16 protein-coding genes and 1 pseudogene are annotated in these 18943 nt (G+C 60.4%); 8 read left to right on the forward strand and 9 right to left on the reverse strand.

Translation table 11 applies throughout. The features are described from left to right. Nucleotides 1–87: 87 nt before the first annotated feature. From nahK to KJF94_RS12830, 4 genes and pseudogenes are all read right to left on the reverse strand, one after another. Nucleotides 88–2685, reverse strand: coding sequence for a hybrid sensor histidine kinase/response regulator NahK/ErcS' (nahK, locus tag KJF94_RS12815; protein WP_214384858.1), 2598 nt, complete (start codon nt 2683–2685; stop codon nt 88–90). Next, nucleotides 2654–3817, reverse strand: coding sequence for a nitric oxide-sensing protein NosP (nosP, locus tag KJF94_RS12820; protein ID WP_214383911.1), 1164 nt, complete (start codon nt 3815–3817; stop codon nt 2654–2656). The genes nahK and nosP overlap by 32 nt, the downstream gene beginning before the upstream one ends. 243 nt (nt 3818–4060) lie before the next feature. Continuing rightward, a pseudogene (locus KJF94_RS12825) lies at nt 4061–4234 on the reverse strand (porin); the annotation flags it as partial. Nucleotides 4235–4248: 14 nt separating this feature from the next. After that, nucleotides 4249–5055 carry a sulfite exporter TauE/SafE family protein gene (locus tag KJF94_RS12830; RefSeq protein WP_214383913.1) on the reverse strand — a complete coding sequence of 269 codons (807 nt, stop codon included), beginning with the start codon at nt 5053–5055 and terminating at the stop codon, nt 4249–4251. Between the two features lie 161 nt (nt 5056–5216). Between KJF94_RS12830 and KJF94_RS12835 the strand changes: the two genes are divergently transcribed. Further along, a complete protein-coding gene (locus KJF94_RS12835) occupies nt 5217–6080 on the forward strand; it encodes an MBL fold metallo-hydrolase (RefSeq protein WP_214383915.1) in 864 nt (287 codons plus the stop codon). Between the two features lie 93 nt (nt 6081–6173). Here KJF94_RS12835 and bkdR read toward each other — a convergent pair whose 3' ends face one another. Beyond that, nucleotides 6174–6662: a Bkd operon transcriptional regulator BkdR gene (bkdR, locus tag KJF94_RS12840; RefSeq protein ID WP_008005367.1), complete on the reverse strand. Its 489-nt coding sequence runs from the start codon at nt 6660–6662 to the stop codon at nt 6174–6176. Nucleotides 6663–6847: 185 nt separating this feature from the next. Here bkdR and KJF94_RS12845 point away from each other — a divergent pair, with 185 nt between their 5' ends. From KJF94_RS12845 to KJF94_RS12865, 5 genes are all read left to right on the forward strand, one after another. Then, nucleotides 6848–8083, forward strand: a complete 1236-nt coding sequence (locus tag KJF94_RS12845) for a 3-methyl-2-oxobutanoate dehydrogenase (2-methylpropanoyl-transferring) subunit alpha (RefSeq protein WP_214383917.1) — start codon at nt 6848–6850, stop codon at nt 8081–8083. A gap of 1 nt (nt 8084) precedes the next feature. Further along, complete coding sequence (locus KJF94_RS12850; RefSeq protein WP_214383919.1) at nt 8085–9143, forward strand: alpha-ketoacid dehydrogenase subunit beta; 1059 nt, start codon at nt 8085–8087, stop codon at nt 9141–9143. After that, nucleotides 9144–10415, forward strand: coding sequence for a dihydrolipoamide acetyltransferase family protein (locus KJF94_RS12855; RefSeq protein ID WP_214383921.1), 1272 nt, complete (start codon nt 9144–9146; stop codon nt 10413–10415). Between the two features lie 3 nt (nt 10416–10418). After that, nucleotides 10419–11801, forward strand: coding sequence for a dihydrolipoyl dehydrogenase (gene lpdA, locus KJF94_RS12860; protein ID WP_214383923.1), 1383 nt, complete (start codon nt 10419–10421; stop codon nt 11799–11801). Nucleotides 11802–12119: 318 nt separating this feature from the next. Beyond that, nucleotides 12120–13139: a branched-chain amino acid aminotransferase gene (locus KJF94_RS12865; RefSeq protein ID WP_214383925.1), complete on the forward strand. Its 1020-nt coding sequence runs from the start codon at nt 12120–12122 to the stop codon at nt 13137–13139. 53 nt (nt 13140–13192) lie between these two features. On the opposite strand, the gene KJF94_RS12870 is transcribed toward KJF94_RS12865, so the two are convergent. The 3 genes from KJF94_RS12870 to KJF94_RS12880 all read right to left on the reverse strand — a co-directional run bounded on the left by KJF94_RS12870 (nt 13193) and on the right by KJF94_RS12880 (nt 16232). After that, a complete protein-coding gene (locus KJF94_RS12870) occupies nt 13193–14035 on the reverse strand; it encodes a TIGR03915 family putative DNA repair protein (protein WP_214383927.1) in 843 nt (280 codons plus the stop codon). Then, a complete protein-coding gene (locus tag KJF94_RS12875) occupies nt 14032–15252 on the reverse strand; it encodes a putative DNA modification/repair radical SAM protein (RefSeq protein WP_214383929.1) in 1221 nt (406 codons plus the stop codon). Before KJF94_RS12875 ends, KJF94_RS12870 begins: the two co-directional genes overlap by 4 nt. A gap of 80 nt (nt 15253–15332) precedes the next feature. Next, complete coding sequence (locus KJF94_RS12880; protein ID WP_214383931.1) at nt 15333–16232, reverse strand: LysR substrate-binding domain-containing protein; 900 nt, start codon at nt 16230–16232, stop codon at nt 15333–15335. Nucleotides 16233–16337: 105 nt separating this feature from the next. On the opposite strand from KJF94_RS12880, the gene KJF94_RS12885 reads away from it, so the two are divergent. Next, nucleotides 16338–16946 (forward strand): LysE family translocator, encoded by a 609-nt coding sequence (locus tag KJF94_RS12885; protein WP_214383933.1) that lies wholly within the window; start codon nt 16338–16340, stop codon nt 16944–16946. Here the strand turns inward: KJF94_RS12885 and KJF94_RS12890 are convergent. Further along, on the reverse strand, nt 16943–17707 hold the full coding sequence (locus KJF94_RS12890; RefSeq protein WP_214383935.1) for an ArsR/SmtB family transcription factor: 765 nt from the start codon (nt 17705–17707) through the stop codon (nt 16943–16945). The genes KJF94_RS12885 and KJF94_RS12890 overlap by 4 nt on opposite strands. A gap of 82 nt (nt 17708–17789) precedes the next feature. Here KJF94_RS12890 and KJF94_RS12895 point away from each other — a divergent pair, with 82 nt between their 5' ends. After that, a complete protein-coding gene (locus tag KJF94_RS12895; protein WP_214383937.1) occupies nt 17790–18902 on the forward strand; it encodes a cytochrome P450 in 1113 nt (370 codons plus the stop codon). Nucleotides 18903–18943: the final 41 nt, after the last annotated feature.

Raw genomic sequence — 18943 nt, forward strand, 5'->3', positions numbered from 1 at the left:
TCCAGATAAACCGAGTTGCCTGATTTACGACTGCTTCGCAGTCGAACGGGAGCAAGCTCCCTCGCCACAGATTTAGTGTCCGGAGAGTTAACGGGATAGGCCGAGCAGGTGACTCATCGCCGTCTTGAGCTTCATCGGCCGCACCGGTTTGTGCATCAAGGTGTGCCCCAACTCACGAATCTGCAATTTGAGCTCATTGCTGTAGTTGGCGGTGATCATCATCGCCGGAATGGCTGAGCCGCGCCGGGCGTTGATCCGGGCCACCGCATCCACACCGTTCTGCTCGTCATCCAGGTGATAGTCGGCGATCAGCAAATCCGCTTCGGCGTGATAGTTGTCCACTTGCCGCGCCAGGTCCTGCTCCGACAACGCCGTCACCACCAGACACCCCCAACCTTCCAGCAACGTACGCATGCCGGCACAAATCGCCGCATCGTTATCCAGCACCCAAACTCGCGCACCGCGCAGACGCTCGAGCATCGGCTCACTCATCAGCAGGCTCGGCAGTGCCTTGGGTGCCGTAGCGCTCAGCGGTACTTCGACGGAAAACATCGAGCCCTTGCCCGGCCACGATCGCACGTGAATGCGGTGCCCGAGAATCCCGGCAATTTTCTCGACAATCGCCAGCCCCAGACCCAACCCGCGATCCTGATCCGGACGCTGCACATCACCGCGCTTGAACTCCTGGAAAATCTCTTCCAGACGGTTGTGCGCAATGCCCATGCCGCTGTCCCAGACCTCGATCGACAGGCGTTGATGATGACGCCGGCAACCGAGCACCACCCGGCCGCTGTAGGTGTAGCGAATAGCGTTGCTCAACAGGTTCCGCAGGATCCGCGCGAGTAATTGAATGTCGCTGCGCACCAGCGCCGAACACGGGATGAAATGCAGCTCAAGCCCCTCACTGCGGGCCACCTGGGTGTACTCCGCGGCGAGGTTTTCCAGCAATTCGCTCAAGGCGAACGGCGCAATGTCGGCCTTGATCACCCCGGCATCGAGTTTGGAAATATCCACCAGGGTGCCCAGCAGGTTTTCCACGTCTTCCAGGGAATTGCTGACGTTACGCACCAGAATCTCGTTGGCCACCGGCTCCCGGCGTTCGAGCAAGGCGCTGGTAAACAGTCGCGCGGCATTCAGTGGCTGCAACAAGTCATGGCTGACGGCGGCGAGAAATTTGGTCTTCGACAGGTTGGCCTGTTCGGCGTCGAGCTTGGCTTCGCGCAGGCGTGATTCCACGCGCCGGCGTTCGTCAATCTCGCGCAGCAGCTGCTCATTGAGGGTGGTCAGCTCCGCCGTACGCTCACGTACCCGCAGTTCAAGGTTTTGATACGCCTGGTGCAGCGCCTCGGCGGTGCGGCGGCGCTCGGTGATGTCGCGGATCAACACGAAAATCCCCACCACCTCCCCGGTGACCAGCCGATTCGGCACATAGGAGCGCAGCATGTAGCGCTCCTGATTATTGATGTTGGTTTCGGCAAACTCGAACGTCACGCTTTCGCCGGCCAATGCCCGGGCCACGTAGGCTTCCAGCCGCTGATAATGTTGCTCACTGTGCACCTCGCGCAGGCTTTGCCCGAGCATGACGCCGCGAGGCCAGCAGTACCATTCTTCATAAACCTTGTTGGTGAATTCGTAGACCAGGTCGGCATTGAGGTAGGCGATCAGCGCCGGTACGTGGTCGGTGATCAGGCGAATCCAGCGCTCGCTTTCGCTCAGCGCTTCGGCGTGCTGGTAGCGTTCGGTGATGTCGGTGAAGGTGTTGACGAAGCCGCCGGTGGGCAACGGGTGCGTGCGAATTTCCAGGACTCGGCCATCGTAAAGACGCTGCTCGCATTCCTGCACCGGGCGCCCGTTGCCGTCGCGGCTGGCGGGGGTCAGCAGGTTCAGCTCGCTGTCGGCGATCACTTCGGCGAACGGCCGGTGCGCCGCCACGGGCGCAAGGCCGCTGAGCTCGAGAAAACGCCGGTTCCACAATTCGAGTATGCCCTCGGCGTTGACCATCGCCACGCCTTGGGACAGGTTGTCGACCGCCCGTTGCAGCAAATGGGATTTCTGCGCCACCGCCTGCTCGCGGCGCACCGTTTCGCTGAGTTTGACGTCGGTAATGTCGGTGAACAGGATCACCCGCCCGCCCTCTTGGGTCGGCCGTTCGCTGACTTGCAGCCAGCGACCGTTCTGCAGGCGAAACAACAGGTTTTCGTCGGCCTGCCCGCGCGGTTCCTCGGTAAACAGCCCGGTGACGATCATCAGTCGCTTGACTTCCGCCAGGCGCATGCCGGCGTTGATCCGCACCCGACTGTTGCCCCAGAACGCCTTGAAGCGGCTGTTGAACAGCACGATTCGCTGGTCGGCATCGAACAGTACAAAAGCGTCGGAGATGCTCTCGATGGCGTCGATCAGGTGTTGATGCGCGGTTTCTGCACGCAAGCGCGCTTCGCTGAGCAAATGATTGCCCGACTTGAGTTCGGCCATGGCCTGGTTCAAGGCATCGGTGCGCTCACGGACCTGTTCGGCCAGCACCACCGAATGCTGGAACGCCGCGTACGGGTCGTTGCCGCGGGTGATACCGGATTCGATCCGTTCGATCAGCGCGCCATTGATGCGCTGCAGTTTCTGGTTTTCGTGTCGCAGGCTGGCGACTTGCGCCTGAAGCTCAACGATGTCCAGGGGACCGGCCTCGGGCAATGGCAACCCCGGTGAAGGTCTGGTTGATGTGCATGCCATTGAACTGTTCTCCGTAGGTGTTGAAACCCATCACCCGCTGGTCACGCAAAAACGTACCGATCTGCTCCAGGTTGCCGCCGTCTTCCAGTTCCAGACGCCTGAGAAAACAATCGCAACCGATGGTCAGCAACAGGTCTCCGAGGCGTTCCTGCAACCCCTCGAACAGATTCTGCAGGTTCGGCAGCATCGGGCCGGGCGTCATGACCGTGAGGACGATGCCGTTTTCCACTGCACAGTAGAAACTCAGGCTCAGGTCCGGATGAACCTGCTGGATCGCCCGTACGTAGTACTGATCGTTGATCCGCACCGCCAGCGGGTGTGCGGCGAAGATCCGGTGATCGAGCTCGGCCACGGGCACGCCGATGTGCCGGGCGTACTCCTCGGCGGCGGGTTCGGCATTCAGTTCGAAAACCCGGCGCGAAGGGCTGTCGGCTCCGGTGACCACCAGTTTTTCTGCCCGCGGCAGGATGTGGTGGGTCGTGAAGACTTCGAAATCCAGCCAGGTGTTGACCAGCACCACCACCGCCGCGCCACTGTGGAACTCGCCATTGAAATAGACGTGGGTATGGGTCAGGTAATTGTCGTCGCCGGCCGAACCGCCGAAATGCGGGATGTCGCCCAACGCCGCGCTCAGCGCCGCGAGGACCATTTCTTCACGGCTGGACAAACCATCCAGCAGGGTCAGGGCAAAGCTGTTGCCCTTGATCGGCGCCAGGGTGTTGCTGCGACAGCCACTGACCAGACGCTCGACCATTTGCTGGGCGTCGATCAGGCTGAATCGCTCCATCTCGTCGATCAGTTCGGCGTCGATGGAAAAATGCCGATGGTCGAAACCTACCGCCGTCACGCAGTTGCGGCCGTAACCCAACGGGGTGATTTCACCGGCGCTGGTGCAGCCGACCAGGCGAATACCACCGAAGCTTTGTTGCAAGGCCTGACCCAGCACCTGCAAGTCGTATTCGGCGGAACAGAAAAACAACACGAACCCCAAATGCGGATGCAATAGCTGCCGCGCCAGTTCCTGAGCCACCTGTTCGGCATCGGTCGACTGGGACATTGCACTGACGACACCTTCGCTCTGAACCTGCTGCATCGTCGCCTCCCGCAGGTGCGCATGTATGAGGTTGGAGTGTACGAAGGCTATGGGCTGCTACGTATGCTACTTGGGTAGCGGTCAGGCGGTTCGATGGGATGAGATATCTGGCAGACACCTTCGATCCCTTGTAGGAGCGAGGCTTGCCCGCGAAAGCGGTGTGTCAGTCAACATTCATATTGCATGTGACGGCCTCTTCGCGGGCAAGCCTCGCTCCTACAGGGGATCTGCGTTGTGTCCGGGTTACCAGGTCAGCACCGCCCCCACTGCAAAGGTGTCGGTGTCTTCGTTCTGCGCGCTGGTGTCGTGGCCGTTGATTTCGAACTGGTTGTACTCGGCCACCAGCTTCAGGTTGTCGTTGACGTCATGAAACAGCGCAATTCCGCGAGTCTCGTAGTCCGCGCCGCTGCCGACCACGCGGCATAAGACGGTTAGACGCCGGCTCTGAAAAGCATGTAGCCAGCGACCACGGCGCAGACGCTGGCGAAGCCGATCTGCAAGGCCCTGGCCGGGACTCGGGCGCAAAGCTGGCGGCCAAGGATCATGCCGACCACGCTGGCGACGATGAACGACACGCCCAGCCCATCGATCCGCACCCCGGCCTGAAACGCACCGATCACGCCGATGGCGGAAATCAGACTGATCACCATCAGGGACGTCGCCACAATTCCGCGCATCTGCACATCAGTCAGTTGCTTGAACGCCGGGACGATCAGAAACCCGCCCCCGACCCCGAGCAACCCGGAAACAACACCGGTCACCGCGCCGAGCGCCGCCAGGGTTGCGGTGCATTTGGCGGTCCAGGAAAAGCGTCCGGTCTGTTGATCGAGCATGCAGTTTTTCTGGCCCCAGTTGGCGTGCCCGTGATCGCTCGGGCCTTCGTCCTGGCGCTCGCGGCGCAGCATCCGCCAGGCCACCATGACCATCAGCAGGCTGAACAGAATCATCAGGATTTTTTCAGGCAACTGATGGGCAAAGTAAATGCCGACCGGGGAAAAAATCGCCCCCAACAATGCAATCAACAGCGCCGCGCGATAGCGCACCAGGCCATGGCGCAACCCGTCAATCGCCCCGACCGCCGCCGCGCTTCCCACCGCAAACAAGGCGACGGGTGCCGCCTGTGTCATGGTCAAACCCAACCCCAGCACCAGGGCCGGGACAGCAAGAATGCCGCCACCGGCACCGGTCAATCCGAGGACAAGGCCCATGACCAAGCCAAAAAAACTTGCCAGCAACATAGAACGCTCGTAATCCATGACAAAAGCCGGGAACGCCCGGTATCGATGACTGACAGGATAGAGCCCGCGCAGCTTTTTACATCAATTGAATTGTTGTAGGGCTGGTCAGCGCAGGGAAAATGACACTACCCTCAAGACCTGTCCCAAAAGAAACAGCCACCATGCCTGCCTTGATTGAAGCCTTCCTCGACCCTGCCTCGTCGACCTACAGTTACGTGATCTACGAAGCCGACGACGGCCAGTGTGCGATCGTCGACCCGGTGCTTGATTACGACCCGGCTGCCGGGCGCACCGCCACCACCCAGGCGGATAAAATCATCGCCTTCGTCCGCGAACACCGCCTCCACGTGCAATGGCTGCTGGAAACCCACGCCCATGCCGATCACCTGTCCGCCGCGCCTTATCTGCGTGGGGAACTGGGCGGCAGGATTGCGATTGGCCAGTCGATCAGCAAGGTTCAGGGCGTGTTCAAAAGCCTGTTCAACCTTGAGCCGGAATTTGCAGTGGACGGTTCGCAGTTCGATCATCTGTTCGCCCCGGACGAATCGTTCATGATCGGTAATCTCAAGGCCACGGCCCTGCATGTGCCCGGTCATACGCCGGCGGACATGGCCTACGTGATCGGCGGCAATCTGATTCTGGTGGGCGACACACTGTTCATGCCCGACGTGGGCACCGCGCGCTGCGACTTCCCCGGCGGCAATGCCAATCAGTTGTTTGCCTCGATCCAGAAGTTGCTGGCCTTTCCGGCCAGCGTGAGTCTCTACGTCTGCCACGATTACCCGCCCGAAGGCCGCGAATCCCGGTGCATGGCAACGGTGGGCGAGCAGCGCAAAAGCAACGTCCACGTTCGCGACGGAATCGATGAAGCCGCGTTCGTTGCGATGCGCACCCAGCGTGACGCGGGGTTGGGCATGCCGACGCTGCTGCTGCCGGCGATTCAGGTGAACGTGCGGGCGGGGAATTTGCCGCCGGCGGAAGACAATGGCGTCACGTACCTGAAAATCCCCCTGAACAAAATCTGACGTTCCCGCTCTGTAGCAACTGTCGCACAAGGCATTGTGGCGAGGGGATAAATCCCCTCCGCCACAACGACAGCTGCTACAGAGGCTTTGCGTTTAGTTGTTGAGGGTAAGGCCGTTGGCCGGCAACGGCAGCGCGGTTTTATAACGCACCTGCTTAAGCGCAAAGCTTGAGCGGATGTTGGCCACGCCAGGCACTTTGGTCAGGAAGTCCATCATGAAACGCTCCAGCGACTGAATCGTCGGCACCAGCACCCGGATCAAATAATCCGGATCGCCGGCCATCAAATAGCACTCCATCACTTCCGGGCGATCCGAGATCGCTTCCTCGAAATGCTGCAACGCCTCCTCCACCTGTTTTTCCAGGCTGACGTGGATGAACACATTCACATGCAGCCCCAGCAGATCGGCATCCAACAGCGTCACCTGCTCGCGAATCAGGCCCAATTCTTCCATCGCCTTGACCCGGTTGAAGCAAGGCGTCGGCGACAGGTTCACCGAGCGCGCGAGGTCGGCATTGGTGATGCGCGCGTTCTCCTGAAGGCTGTTGAGAATGCCGATGTCGGTACGGTCCAGTTTGCGCATGAGACAAAACCACCTGCTTTTTATGTTTATGCAGATTTTTTATCCTCAAATGATCTCGAGCGCAACGAAACAGAGAGAAATATTCTTCTTGGCCGGGCCTATGATTGTTGTAGGACAAGATTTCCTCCACAGAGGAATGACGGTCAGCTCACTACAAGAAATTCACAAGATCGAGCGTAGAAGCCATGAACCAAGCGTACGAACCGCTGCGCCTGCACGTTCCCGAACCTTCGGGCCGCCCAGGCTGCAAAACCGACTTCTCCTACCTGCGTCTGACCGACGCCGGCACGGTGCGCAAACCCGCCATTGACGTAGAACCCGCCGACACGGCCGACCTGGCCAAAGGCCTGATTCGCGTGCTCGACGATGAGGGCAATGCCCTCGGTCCGTGGGCGGAAGGCGTTCCGGTGGAGATCCTGCGTAAAGGCATGCGCGCCATGCTCAAGACGCGGATCTTCGACAACCGCATGGTCGTCGCCCAGCGTCAGAAAAAAATGTCGTTCTACATGCAGAGCCTCGGCGAAGAAGCCATCGGCAGTGCCCAGGCCCTGGCCTTGAACATCGACGACATGTGCTTCCCGACCTATCGCCAGCAAAGCATCCTGATGGCGCGGGAAGTGCCGCTGGTGGACCTGATCTGCCAACTGCTGTCCAACGAGCGCGATCCGCTCAAGGGCCGTCAGTTGCCGATCATGTACTCGGTCAAGGAATCCGGCTTCTTCACCATTTCCGGCAACCTCGCCACCCAATTCGTACAAGGCGTGGGCTGGGGCATGGCCTCGGCGATCAAGGGCGACACCAAAATCGCCTCGGCCTGGATCGGCGACGGCGCCACTGCTGAATCCGACTTCCACACTGCTCTCACCTTCGCTCACGTTTACCGTGCGCCGGTGATCCTCAACGTGGTCAACAACCAGTGGGCAATCTCCACGTTCCAGGCGATTGCCGGTGGTGAAGCGACCACTTTTGCCGGTCGTGGCGTCGGTTGCGGCATTGCCTCCCTGCGGGTTGATGGCAACGATTTCATCGCGGTCTACGCGGCCTCTGCCTGGGCCGCCGAACGCGCCCGCCGCAACCTCGGCCCGACCATGCTCGAATGGGTCACCTACCGCGCCGGCCCGCACTCGACTTCCGATGATCCATCCAAATACCGTCCTGCCGACGACTGGAGCTACTTCCCGTTGGGCGACCCGATTGCGCGCCTGAAGCAGCATCTGGTGAAAATCGGCCACTGGTCCGAAGAGGAACACGTCGCCGTCAGCGCCGAACTGGAAGCTGAAGTCATCGCTGCGCAGAAAGAAGCCGAGCAGTACGGCACCCTCGCCGGCGGCCAGATTCCGAGCGCCGCGACCATGTTCGAAGACGTCTATAAAGAGATGCCGGAGCACTTGAAGCGCCAGCGTCAAGAGTTGGGGATCTGACATGAACGATCACAACAATAAAATCGAGTTGGAAACCGCCATGACCACGACCACCATGACCATGATCCAGGCCCTGCGCTCGGCCATGGATGTGATGCTTGAGCGTGACGACAACGTCGTGGTGTTCGGCCAGGACGTGGGCTACTTCGGCGGTGTATTCCGCTGCACCGAAGGCCTGCAGAACAAGTACGGCACCTCCCGGGTTTTCGACGCGCCGATCTCCGAAAGCGGCATCGTCGGTGTTGCCGTGGGCATGGGCGCCTACGGTTTGCGTCCGGTGGCCGAGATCCAGTTCGCCGATTACGTATACCCGGCGTCGGACCAGATCATTTCCGAAGCCGCCCGCCTGCGTTATCGCTCGGCCGGCGAATTCACCGCACCGATGACCCTGCGCATGCCTTGCGGCGGCGGCATCTACGGTGGCCAGACGCACAGCCAGAGCATCGAGGCGATGTTCACTCAGGTCTGCGGCTTGCGCACGGTCATGCCGTCCAACCCGTACGACGCCAAAGGCTTGCTGATCGCCTCCATCGAAAACGATGACCCGGTGATCTTTCTCGAACCGAAACGCCTGTACAACGGCCCGTTCGATGGTCACCACGAACGTCCGGTCACCCCGTGGTCGAAACACCCCGCCGCGCAAGTCCCGGACGGTTACTACACCGTGCCGCTGGACGTTGCTGCCATCACCCGTCCAGGCAAGGACGTGACCATCCTGACCTACGGCACCACCGTTTATGTGTCGCAAGTCGCCGCGGAAGAAACCGGGATCGACGCTGAAGTCATCGACCTGCGCAGCCTCTGGCCGCTGGACCTGGAAACCATCGTCAAGTCGGTGAAGAAAACCGGCCGTTGCGTAGTCGTTCACGAAGCGACCCGCACTTGCGGTTTTGGCGCCGAACTGGTCGCCCTGGTGCAAGAGCATTGCTTCCACTACCTGGAAGCGCCGATCGAACGCGTCACCGGTTGGGACACCCCCTACCCGCACGCGCAAGAGTGGGCGTATTTCCCTGGTCCGACCCGTGTGGGCGCGGCTTTGAAACGGGTTATGGAGGTCTGAATGGGCACGCACGTTATTAAAATGCCGGACATTGGCGAAGGCATTGCAGAAGTTGAACTGTCGGTGTGGCACGTCAAGGTCGGCGACATGGTCGTCGAAGATCAGGTGCTGGCCGATGTGATGACCGACAAGGCGATGGTCGACATCCCTTCGCCGGTGCACGGCAAGGTGATCGCGCTGGGCGGCGTGCCCGGCGAAGTCATGGCGGTTGGCAGCATCCTGATCAGCATCGAAGTCGAAGGCGCGGGCAACGTTAAAGAGTCCGCTCAGCCTGTGGTTGCCGCCATGCAAGAAGCACCGGCGCCGAAAGTCGAAACCGTTGTGGAAAGCAAACCAGCCCCTGCTGCGGCGCCACGAGCAGCCGTATGCCAAGGCCCGATGGTGGCTCGCGAGGCCGATGAACGCCCGTTGGCGTCCCCGGCAGTACGCAAGCATGCACTTGATCTCGGCATCCAGTTGCGTCTGGTACGTGGCACCGGCCCTGCCGGTCGCGTGCTGCACGAAGACCTCGACGCCTATCTGGCGCAAGGTCAGTCGAATGCATCGACCGCCACCGCCGCATACGCCCAGCGTAATGACGAAGAGCAAATCCCGGTCATCGGCATGCGTCGCAAGATTGCCCAGCGTATGCAGGACGCCACTCAACGCGCTGCCCACTTCAGTTATGTCGAGGAAATCGACGTCACTGCCGTGGAAGAACTGCGCGCGCACCTGAACGAAAAACACGGCGCGACCCGTGGCAAGCTGACGCTGCTGCCGTTCCTCGTCCGCGCGCTGGTCGTCGCCCTGCGCGACTTCCCGCAGATCAACGCCCGTTACGACGACGAAGCCCAAGTCATCACCCGCCTTGGCGCGGTGCATGTCGGCATCGCCACCCAGGCCGACATCGGCTTAATGGTGCCAGTGGTGCGTCACGCTGAAGCTCGCAGTTTGTGGGACAACGCTCAGGAAATCTCCCGTCTGGCCACCGCCGCGCGCACTGGCAAGGCCGCCCGGGATGAACTGTCCGGCTCGAGCATCACCCTGACCAGCCTTGGCGCCCTGGGCGGTATTGTCAGCACGCCAGTGTTGAACCTGCCGGAAGTGGCCATCGTCGGCGTCAACAAAATCGTCGAACGCCCGATGGTCGTCAAAGGCCAGATCGTGATCCGCAAGATGATGAACCTCTCCAGTTCCTTCGATCACCGCGTGGTCGATGGCATGGACGCGGCGCAATTCATCCAGGCCGTTCGTGGCCTGCTCGAACAACCCGCCACCCTGTTCTTGGAGTAAGCAATGCAGACTTTGAACACCACGCTGCTCATCATCGGCGGCGGCCCTGGCGGTTATGTGACGGCGATTCGTGCCGGTCAGTTGGGCATCTCGACCATTCTCGTGGAAGGTGAATCACTGGGCGGTACGTGCCTGAACATCGGCTGCATTCCGTCGAAGGCGTTGATTCACGTTGCCGAGCAGTTTCATCAGACGCAGCACCACAGCAAACACTCGGCATTGGGCATCAGCGTTTCCGCGCCGACCCTCGACATCACCAAGAGCGTCGAGTGGAAGGACGGCATCGTTGATCGCCTGACGACTGGCGTCTCGGCGCTGCTGAAGAAAAACAAGGTTCAGGTCATTCAGGGCTGGGCGAAAGTGATCGACGGCAAGACCGTTGAAGTCGGCGACACGCGGATTCAGTGCGAACACCTGGTGCTGGCCACCGGATCGAAAAGCGTGAATCTGCCGATGCTGCCGATTGGCGGGCCGATCATTTCCTCCACCGAAGCTCTGGCGCCGACTGCTGTGCCGAAGCGGCTGGTTGTGGTGGGTGGCGGTTACATCGGTCTGGAGCTGGGGATTGCCTATCGCAAGCTCGGTGCCGACGTAAGCGTGGTAGAGGCGCAGGATCGTATCCTGCCAGCCTACGACGCCGAACTGACCCAACCGGTACACGATGAGCTGAAAAAACTCGGCGTGAAGCTTTACTTGAAGCACAGCGTCCAAGGCTTTGATTCTTCTAGTAATACATTGCAAGTTCTGGAGCCGGGTGGCGATACCCTGAACCTGGAAACAGATCAGGTACTGGTAGCTGTCGGTCGTAAACCGAACACCCAGGGCTGGAACCTCGAAGCGTTGAAACTGGACATGAACGGCCCGGCGATCAAGATCGACAACCGTTGCCAGACCAGCATGCGCAACGTCTACGCCATCGGCGACCTGAGCGGCGAACCGATGCTTGCACACCGGGCCATGGCTCAGGGCGAGATGGTGGCCGAGTTGATCAGCGGCAAGACCCGCGAATTCAACCCGACCGCTATCGCTGCCGTGTGCTTCACCGACCCGGAACTGGTGGTGGTCGGCAAGACCCCGGACGACGTCAAGGCAGCGGGCCTGGACTGCATCGTTTCGAGTTTCCCGTTCGCGGCCAATGGCCGGGCGATGACGCTGGAATCGAAAAGCGGCTTCGTGCGGGTTGTCGCTCGTCGGGACAATCATGTGATTGTCGGTTGGCAGGCGGTCGGCGTGGGTGTTTCGGAATTGTCGACTGCGTTTGGCCAAAGCCTGGAAATGGGCGCTCGGCTGGAAGACATTGCCGGCACCATCCATGCGCATCCGACGTTGGGCGAAGCGGTTCAGGAAGCGGCGTTGCGTGCTCTCGGCCACGCACTGCATCTTTAGCTACGCGATCACTGTGGCGAGGGAGCTTGCTCCCGCTGGGCCGCGAAGCGGCCCCAACCCCGCCACCGCGATCTGCCAGATGCACCGTAGTGTCCGGTTTTACCAGTGCTGCGCACTGGAACGGGAGCAAGCTCCCTCGCCACAGGATTTCGAACACTGAAGGATCAGCGGCAAGTTTCATGAGCACGCTAAGAAATCTGCCAATGATCCGATAGTCCGGGCTGCGAATTGGGCCCGGAATGAAGTATTGTTGTCCCCATCCAAAAAACGTCAGAAGCCTTGAACCGTTTCGGCGGTTGTTAAGTGATAGAGGGTGTCATGGGTAACGAAAGCATCAATTGGGACAAGCTGGGTTTTGATTACATCAAGACAGACAAGCGCTATCTCTCGCACTATCGTAATGGCGAGTGGGACAAAGGCACCCTGACCGAAGACAACGTGCTGCACATCAGCGAAGGCTCGACTGCCCTTCACTATGGCCAGCAATGCTTCGAAGGCATGAAGGCCTATCGTTGCAAGGACGGCTCGATCAACCTGTTCCGCCCGGATCAGAACGCCCTGCGCATGCAGCGCAGCTGTGCACGCCTGCTGATGCCGTTCGTGGAAACCGAGCAGTTCATCGAAGCCTGCAAGGAAGTGGTCCGCGCCAACGAGCGTTTCATCCCGCCTTACGGCACCGGCGGCGCGCTGTACCTGCGTCCGTTCGTGATCGGCGTGGGTGACAACATCGGCGTGCGTACCGCACCGGAATTCATCTTCTCGATCTTCTGCATCCCGGTCGGCGCTTACTTCAAGGGTGGCCTGACCCCGCACAATTTCCTGATCTCCAGCTACGACCGTGCCGCCCCACAAGGCACCGGCGCGGCCAAGGTTGGTGGCAACTACGCCGCCAGCCTGATGCCCGGCTCCCAGGCCAAGAAGGCGCATTTCGCCGACTGCATCTACCTGGACCCGATGACCCACACCAAAATCGAGGAAGTCGGTTCGGCCAACTTCTTCGGGATCACCCACGACAACAAGTTCGTGACCCCGAACTCGCCGTCGGTGCTCCCGGGCATCACCCGTCTGTCGTTGATCGAACTGGCCAAGTCGCGTCTGGGCCTGGAAGTGGTTGAAGGTGACGTGTTCATCGACAAGCTGTCCGACTTCAAGGAAGCCGGCGCTTGCGGTACGGCTGCCGTGATCACCCCGATCGGCGGCATCAGCTACAACGACCACCTGCATGTGTTCCACAGCGAAACAGAAGTCGGCCCGGTCACCCAGAAGCTCTACAAAGAGCTGACGGGCGTACAGACTGGCGAGATCGAAGCGCCAGCAGGCTGGATCGTCAAGGTTTGACCTGACATTCGCGGCACCGAAGCCCTCCATTGCCTTGGCGATGGGGGGCTTTTTTATGAGCCTTGACCGCGTTCGGCATCTGCCAAAACGATGCGTTTGCCACCCCTGCCCTTGATCCCGCTGGCCTGACCGTCCTGTTGCTTGCCGGTCCGAGCCTGAGTGATCAACCCCGGAATCAGCGCACCCTCAGGCAGGTTCTTCCAGAATCGTGCCGGTAAATGCCCCTGCATGACTTTCGGGTTCAGCCGCGCCGGATTGAAGATGTGGCTGTAGTAGGTCAACCACATGTCGCCATGCGGATCATCGATGTTCTGCGCCAGTTGTTGCCATTCAACCGGGCACTGGCGATGGTGAATCAGCTGCTTGCCATTGTAGTAAACCCCGTCCCGGGGGGTAGCGATCAACCAGCGATGTCGGCCCATTCGGCCGATGAAATGTTCACTGGCGCTGTGCAGGATGTCGTGGGCCGGCTCATGCCAGGCAACGTAGTGCGGACCCTCGTTTTCAGGCGTCGCGACAAATCGCACGAATGCATGTAGATGATGAGATTCACGTTGTATCTGTTTGATTCTTCTCTGTAATTCACTGCCGATCTGGTCACCCGCCATCATGGCGGTACGGTCTCCATGGCTGACGCGCCACAGCACCTCGTACAACAAACTCCAGCGCTGATCGCCGCGATAACGGGCAACGCGCTCGAGGGTGTCAAGCAACGTTCGCGGGATTCGCGCCTGAAATGGCCCCTGCGTCTCAGGCAGCGATTCGTCGCTGGCAAACAGATCGGCGACGCCTTCACTGGCCCAACTCACCCGACTGGGATCAACCTCATGACTCAGCAGCCAACGTGCCTGCTGGCGCCAGATATCGAACAGGTCGTCGCAATCCAGATTGATCATCCCCACAACCCCATTTGCTGGGGTTGCGGCCGGTCGCGCAATTGCTGGTACAGCAGATGACTGGTGACCTCGGCCTGCTGCGGATGGTAGTCACTGGTGATGAAAAACGGTTTGGCCTTGGCCAGTACACAGCGCATTCGGGCCAGGTCTTCATAGCGAATACGTCGTTGTTGCCGCAGTTCCACCAAACGCTCGGTGGTGCGCAGGCCGATACCGGGAATGCGGGCGATCAACGACGCCTCGGCGCGATTGAGATCCAGCGGGAAAACGTCGCGATTTTCCAGCGCCCAGGCCAGTTTCGGGTCGATGTCCAACGCCAGATGCCCCGGGCCTTTGAACAATTCGCCAGCGGTGAAACCGTAACTGCGCAACAGGAAATCCGCTTGATACAACCGGTGCTCACGCATCAGCGGCGGCGCGGCCAGCGGTACACTCTTGGGGCTGTTCGGGATCGGGCTGAACGCCGAGTAATAGACCCGGCGCAAGCGGAAGTTGCCGTACAGCGCCTGGGCGCTGTGGAGAATGGTGCTGTCGTCGGTGTCATCGGCACCGACAATCATTTGCGTGCTCTGCCCGGCCGGGGCGAATTTCGGTGCACGCGGTTCGTTGAGGACGGTTTGCTCGCCTGTGTAGATGGTGTGCATCGCTTGCCTGATCGAACCGAGCTGCTTTTCCGGGGCCAGGGTCTGCAGGCTGGCGTCGGTGGGCAATTCAATGTTGACGCTCAACCGATCGGCATAACGCCCCGCTTCCTCGATCAGCGCCGGATCGGCTTCGGGAATGGTCTTGAGGTGGATGTAGCCGCGAAACTCATGGTCTTCGCGCAGCAGTTTGGCGACGCGGATCAACTGCTCCATGGTGTAGTCGGCCGAGCGAATGATCCCGGAACTGAGAAACAGCCCGCTGACGCAATTGCGCCGGTAGAAGTCCAGGGTCAGCGTCACCACTTCTTCCGGCGTGAAACGTGCGCGGGGCACGTCGCTGGAACGGCGATTGACGCAATACTGGCAGTCATACAGGCAGAAATTGGTCAGCAGAACCTTCAGCAACGACACACAGCGCCCGTCCGGCGTGTAGCTGTGGCAAATGCCCATGCCATCGGTCGAGCCCAACCCGCTCTTGCCTTCGGAGCTGCGCTTCGGCGCACCACTGCTGGCGCAGGACGCGTCGTACTTGGCGGCGTCGGCGAGAATGCTTAGCTTGTCGATGAGTTCCATGGGGCACGCCTTATACTGTATGTAAACACAGTATAGAGTCCAAGCCCACGGTTCAAGTCGTCATCTCACCCTTGGTCGGGTTACGGCGACGCATCCGCATCCGCAGCAATTCGTGCAATCAACCACTCCACAAACACTTGCGTGTGCGCCGTCACTTCCGGCACCACACCGTAGTAATAACGCGGTAATGGCATTCGTAAGCCGGGCAACGGGCAGATCAGGCGTCCGCTCGAGAGATGAGTGCCCAGCAAAGATGTCGGGCACAACGCGATGCCCTGTCCTTCCACGGCGGCCTCGAGCACCCGATGCATGTGATCAAACTGCCGGGTGACCCGGGTCGCCGACTGGTGTTGACCAAAGTGCATTGCCCAATTGTGCCAGTCTTCGCGGCGTGCCTTGACGGTCAGTAACGTGTGCCCGCCCAGAGAATCGAGATCTTCGATGGGCAGTTGCTCGATCAGCGACGGCGCCGCCACCAACAACAGCTCATCTTCGAACAACGCCCGCGCCTCGATCGACGGCGCCCAGTCGTCACGGCCACGGCGAATGACGAGGTCGAACCCGTCGCGTGCTGGGTCGGGGGCCTGGGTCTGGGTAATCACCTGCAGCTGGATGTCCGGGTGCTGCGCGCTGAAATCCTCCAGCCTGGGTGTGAGCCAAAGCATGGCAAAGGATGGACGGACATTGATCTTCACCGTCGGCAACGAAGCCTGCCGCTTGAGCGCAGCCGCGGCATGGGCGATCTGCGACAGCCCGGCATTGACCTGTTGGTAGAAGTGCTGGCCGGCCGGCGTCAACACCGACTGGCGGATGCGCCGTTCGAACAACAGCACGCCCAAGTGTTCTTCAAGCAATTTGATGTGACGGCTGACAGCACTGTGACTGACATGCAGCTCCTCGGCCGCGAGGCTGAAGCTCTGATGACGGGCAGCCACGGCGAAGGCTCGAACGGCATTAAGCGGCGGTAGTGAGTTTATCATGCGTCTAATTTAGTCACATGTGTGCTGTAATTAAAGCGTTTGTCACGCCCTCGTCATCGCGCCAATCTGCCCGCAAGCAGCCAGCGTCATCTGACGGAGCAAGACATGAACAGCTATGGACTCTTTTTAGTTTTCGCCACCCTGACCATCTTGAGCCCGGGGCCTGGTGTGCTCCTGACTTTGTCGAACGCGGCACGCCACGGCTGGACAGGGGCCGTGCCGGGCATTTTGGGAATCGCGTTGGGGGCGTCTATCGTCGCCGCCATCAGCGCCACCAGTGTAGGCCTGCTACTCAGCGCCTCGGCCCATGCCTTTACTGCGTTGAAATACGCAGGGGCCGCCTATCTGCTGTACCTGGGTTACAAAAGCTGGCGTTCGGATCGCTTCAGCGCCTTGCTGGAAACGCCCCCCTCAAGCCGCGGTTATCGCTTCCTTGAAGCAGCTTCGATCCAGTTTCTGAATCCCAAAGCGGTGTTTTTCTTTCTGGCGGTGTTCCCGCAATTCATCGACGCCTCAGCGCACTTCTCTGCGCAGTTTTTCAAACTGGTCGCGTCTTATGCCGTATTGGTGATCCTGGTGCATGGCAGCTATGCCTTGCTAGCCAATGCCGCGAAAGGTTGGCTATCCAGCCCGAAGGGTTCCTGGCTGGCAGCGAAAGTTTCGGGCGTGACCTTTGCGAGTTTTGGTGTGCTCATGGCTTCGGCCAGCCGCTAAGGCGCTGCACCGGCGACCGCGCGGCGGCGTGGCTCGGTGGCAGAAGTGGCGGCTGTGGTTACCTGCACCGGCAGTTCAACGCCGAAACGGCTGCTGAGTTCCTTGCGCCCCGTTACGGTCAACGTCAGCGCCCGGCTGTCCAGATCTTGAGTCACCCATTGGCGCTTGATCGCCGTTTGCAACAACGCCGCGCCCAGCGAACCGCCCAGGTGCGGCCGGCGCATGCTCCAGTCCAGACAGGGACAGGCGAATCGCCGCCGCAGGGTGTTCAGGTCCTTGACCTCAATACCCAGTCCTTCAAACAACGCTTCGCCACTGTCGCTCAGCCGATAAGCCTGCTCATCGGTTTCCAGCAACCAGCCTTTTTCCAGCAGCCGGTCATGCAGCAGCACCGCCAGCGTACCGGCCATATGGTCATAGCACGTACGTGCAAATTGCAGACGATCCGGGGTGCGCGAGTTGAAGGTCGGCGCGGTGTTCTGGCCGATCACCATCAATGCTTCCAGTGCCTGGGCCACGCGTTTGTCCGCGAGGCTGTAATAGCGATGGCGGCCCTGAACGTGCAGGCGCACCAGCGCCAGTTCCTTGAGTTTGGCCAGGTGCGCGCTGGCGGTGGAAGCGCTGACCTCGGCAATCGCCGCCAACTCGGTGCTGGTGCGAGCATGGCCGTCCATCAATGAACAGAGGATTTTGGTACGGGCCGGCTCCGCAATCGCGGCGGCCACTTGAGAAACGCCGATGTCGTGTTGTTCTACGTTCATATTTCGTTCCCGGACGAATCAAGGGCCTTTCGGACTGGAGATAGTAGCAACACTTTTTCAACCGCGAACAAGGCTGCGACCCATGGACCCGATCATCGCTGCGACTCATGTCGACCCTTATCCTTATTACGCGCAGTTGCGCGCTCAAGGTGGGCTGGTTCTCCACGAAGGACTGAAACTGTGGGTCGCCAGCAGCGCCAAGGCTGTCGCTGCGGTGCTCGCGCATGCGGACTGTCTTGTGCGGCCGGCTCATGAGCCCGTGCCCAAGGCGATTGCCAGCGGTGTGGCCGGTAAAGTCTTCAGTCAGTTGATGCGCATGAATGAAGGCGAACGCCAGCGCTGCCCGAGGTCGGCCATTCAACCAGGGCTGGCGATGATCGACAGGGATGAGATCACTGCGCTGGTCAGCGCGCGATTGATCAGCCCGGACGCCGATGGGCTGCACAAGGCGATGTTCCGTGGCCCGGCTTGCGTGGTGGCGGCGCTGCTGGGGTTCACGCCTGCGCAGGGCCGGGTCGTCAGTGAGCTGATCGCGGATTTCGTCGCGTGCCTGTCGCCCCTCAGCGATCAGGCACAACTGGACGCAGCCCATGCGGCGGCGGAACAGTTGAGCGGCTATTTCATTGAGTTGCTGGATGACCCGGACAATCAAAGCACCCTGCTCGCCGGTATTCGCCAACGCTTTGCGGCGACATCTTCCGACAGCGATGCAATGATCGCCAATCTCATCGGCCTGCTCTCCCAGACCTATGAAGCCACCGCCGGGCTGATCGGTAACGCGTTGTTGGCGCTGATTCGAAACCCGCAGTGGCTGAACGATTCCTTCAACATTGACGACCTGGTGGCCGAAGCCCAGCGTTTCGATCCACCGGTGCAGAACACCCGCCGGTTCGTCGCCGCACCCTGTGAAATCGATGGTGTGAGCCTGCAGCCCGGCGATGTGATTCTGGTGTTGCTGGCCTCAGCCAATCGTGACCCGCAGCTCAATGACCGGCCTGACACGTTCATGTTCGAACGTCCGCAGCGGCGCAGTTTCACCTTTGGTGCAGGGCGTCATCAATGTCCGGGCCAGACGCTCGCCATGAGCATCGCCAGCGCCACGTTGACCCAGATTCTGGCGTTGAAACCCGCACTGGACCGATTGACCTGGCACTACCGCCCTTCCCTCAACGGCCGGATCCCGTTGTTCTCATAAAGGGCACTCTATTAGTTACATGGCGTTAAAGGTGAAATGAC

The organism is Pseudomonas hormoni (genome assembly GCF_018502625.1).
Taxonomy (GTDB): Bacteria; Pseudomonadota; Gammaproteobacteria; order Pseudomonadales; family Pseudomonadaceae; genus Aquipseudomonas; species Aquipseudomonas hormoni.

What these genes read in the sequence shown, in the direction of transcription:
- KJF94_RS12870 (WP_214383927.1), bottom strand. Translation starts at nt 14,035, where the DNA reads ATGATCAATCTGGATTGCGACGACCTGTTCGATATCTGGCGCCAGCAG.
- KJF94_RS12830 (WP_214383913.1), bottom strand. Translation starts at nt 5,055, where the DNA reads ATGTTGCTGGCAAGTTTTTTTGGCTTGGTCATGGGCCTTGTCCTCGGA.
- bkdR (WP_008005367.1), bottom strand. Translation starts at nt 6,662, where the DNA reads ATGCGCAAACTGGACCGTACCGACATCGGCATTCTCAACAGCCTTCAG.
- lpdA (WP_214383923.1), top strand. Translation starts at nt 10,419, where the DNA reads ATGCAGACTTTGAACACCACGCTGCTCATCATCGGCGGCGGCCCTGGC.
- KJF94_RS12835 (WP_214383915.1), top strand. Translation starts at nt 5,217, where the DNA reads ATGCCTGCCTTGATTGAAGCCTTCCTCGACCCTGCCTCGTCGACCTAC.
- KJF94_RS12895 (WP_214383937.1), top strand. Translation starts at nt 17,790, where the DNA reads ATGGACCCGATCATCGCTGCGACTCATGTCGACCCTTATCCTTATTAC.
- KJF94_RS12845 (WP_214383917.1), top strand. Translation starts at nt 6,848, where the DNA reads ATGAACCAAGCGTACGAACCGCTGCGCCTGCACGTTCCCGAACCTTCG.
- nosP (WP_214383911.1), bottom strand. Translation starts at nt 3,817, where the DNA reads ATGCAGCAGGTTCAGAGCGAAGGTGTCGTCAGTGCAATGTCCCAGTCG.
- KJF94_RS12850 (WP_214383919.1), top strand. Translation starts at nt 8,085, where the DNA reads ATGAACGATCACAACAATAAAATCGAGTTGGAAACCGCCATGACCACG.
- KJF94_RS12875 (WP_214383929.1), bottom strand. Translation starts at nt 15,252, where the DNA reads ATGGAACTCATCGACAAGCTAAGCATTCTCGCCGACGCCGCCAAGTAC.
- KJF94_RS12885 (WP_214383933.1), top strand. Translation starts at nt 16,338, where the DNA reads ATGAACAGCTATGGACTCTTTTTAGTTTTCGCCACCCTGACCATCTTG.
- KJF94_RS12880 (WP_214383931.1), bottom strand. Translation starts at nt 16,232, where the DNA reads ATGATAAACTCACTACCGCCGCTTAATGCCGTTCGAGCCTTCGCCGTG.
- KJF94_RS12855 (WP_214383921.1), top strand. Translation starts at nt 9,144, where the DNA reads ATGGGCACGCACGTTATTAAAATGCCGGACATTGGCGAAGGCATTGCA.
- KJF94_RS12865 (WP_214383925.1), top strand. Translation starts at nt 12,120, where the DNA reads ATGGGTAACGAAAGCATCAATTGGGACAAGCTGGGTTTTGATTACATC.
- KJF94_RS12890 (WP_214383935.1), bottom strand. Translation starts at nt 17,707, where the DNA reads ATGAACGTAGAACAACACGACATCGGCGTTTCTCAAGTGGCCGCCGCG.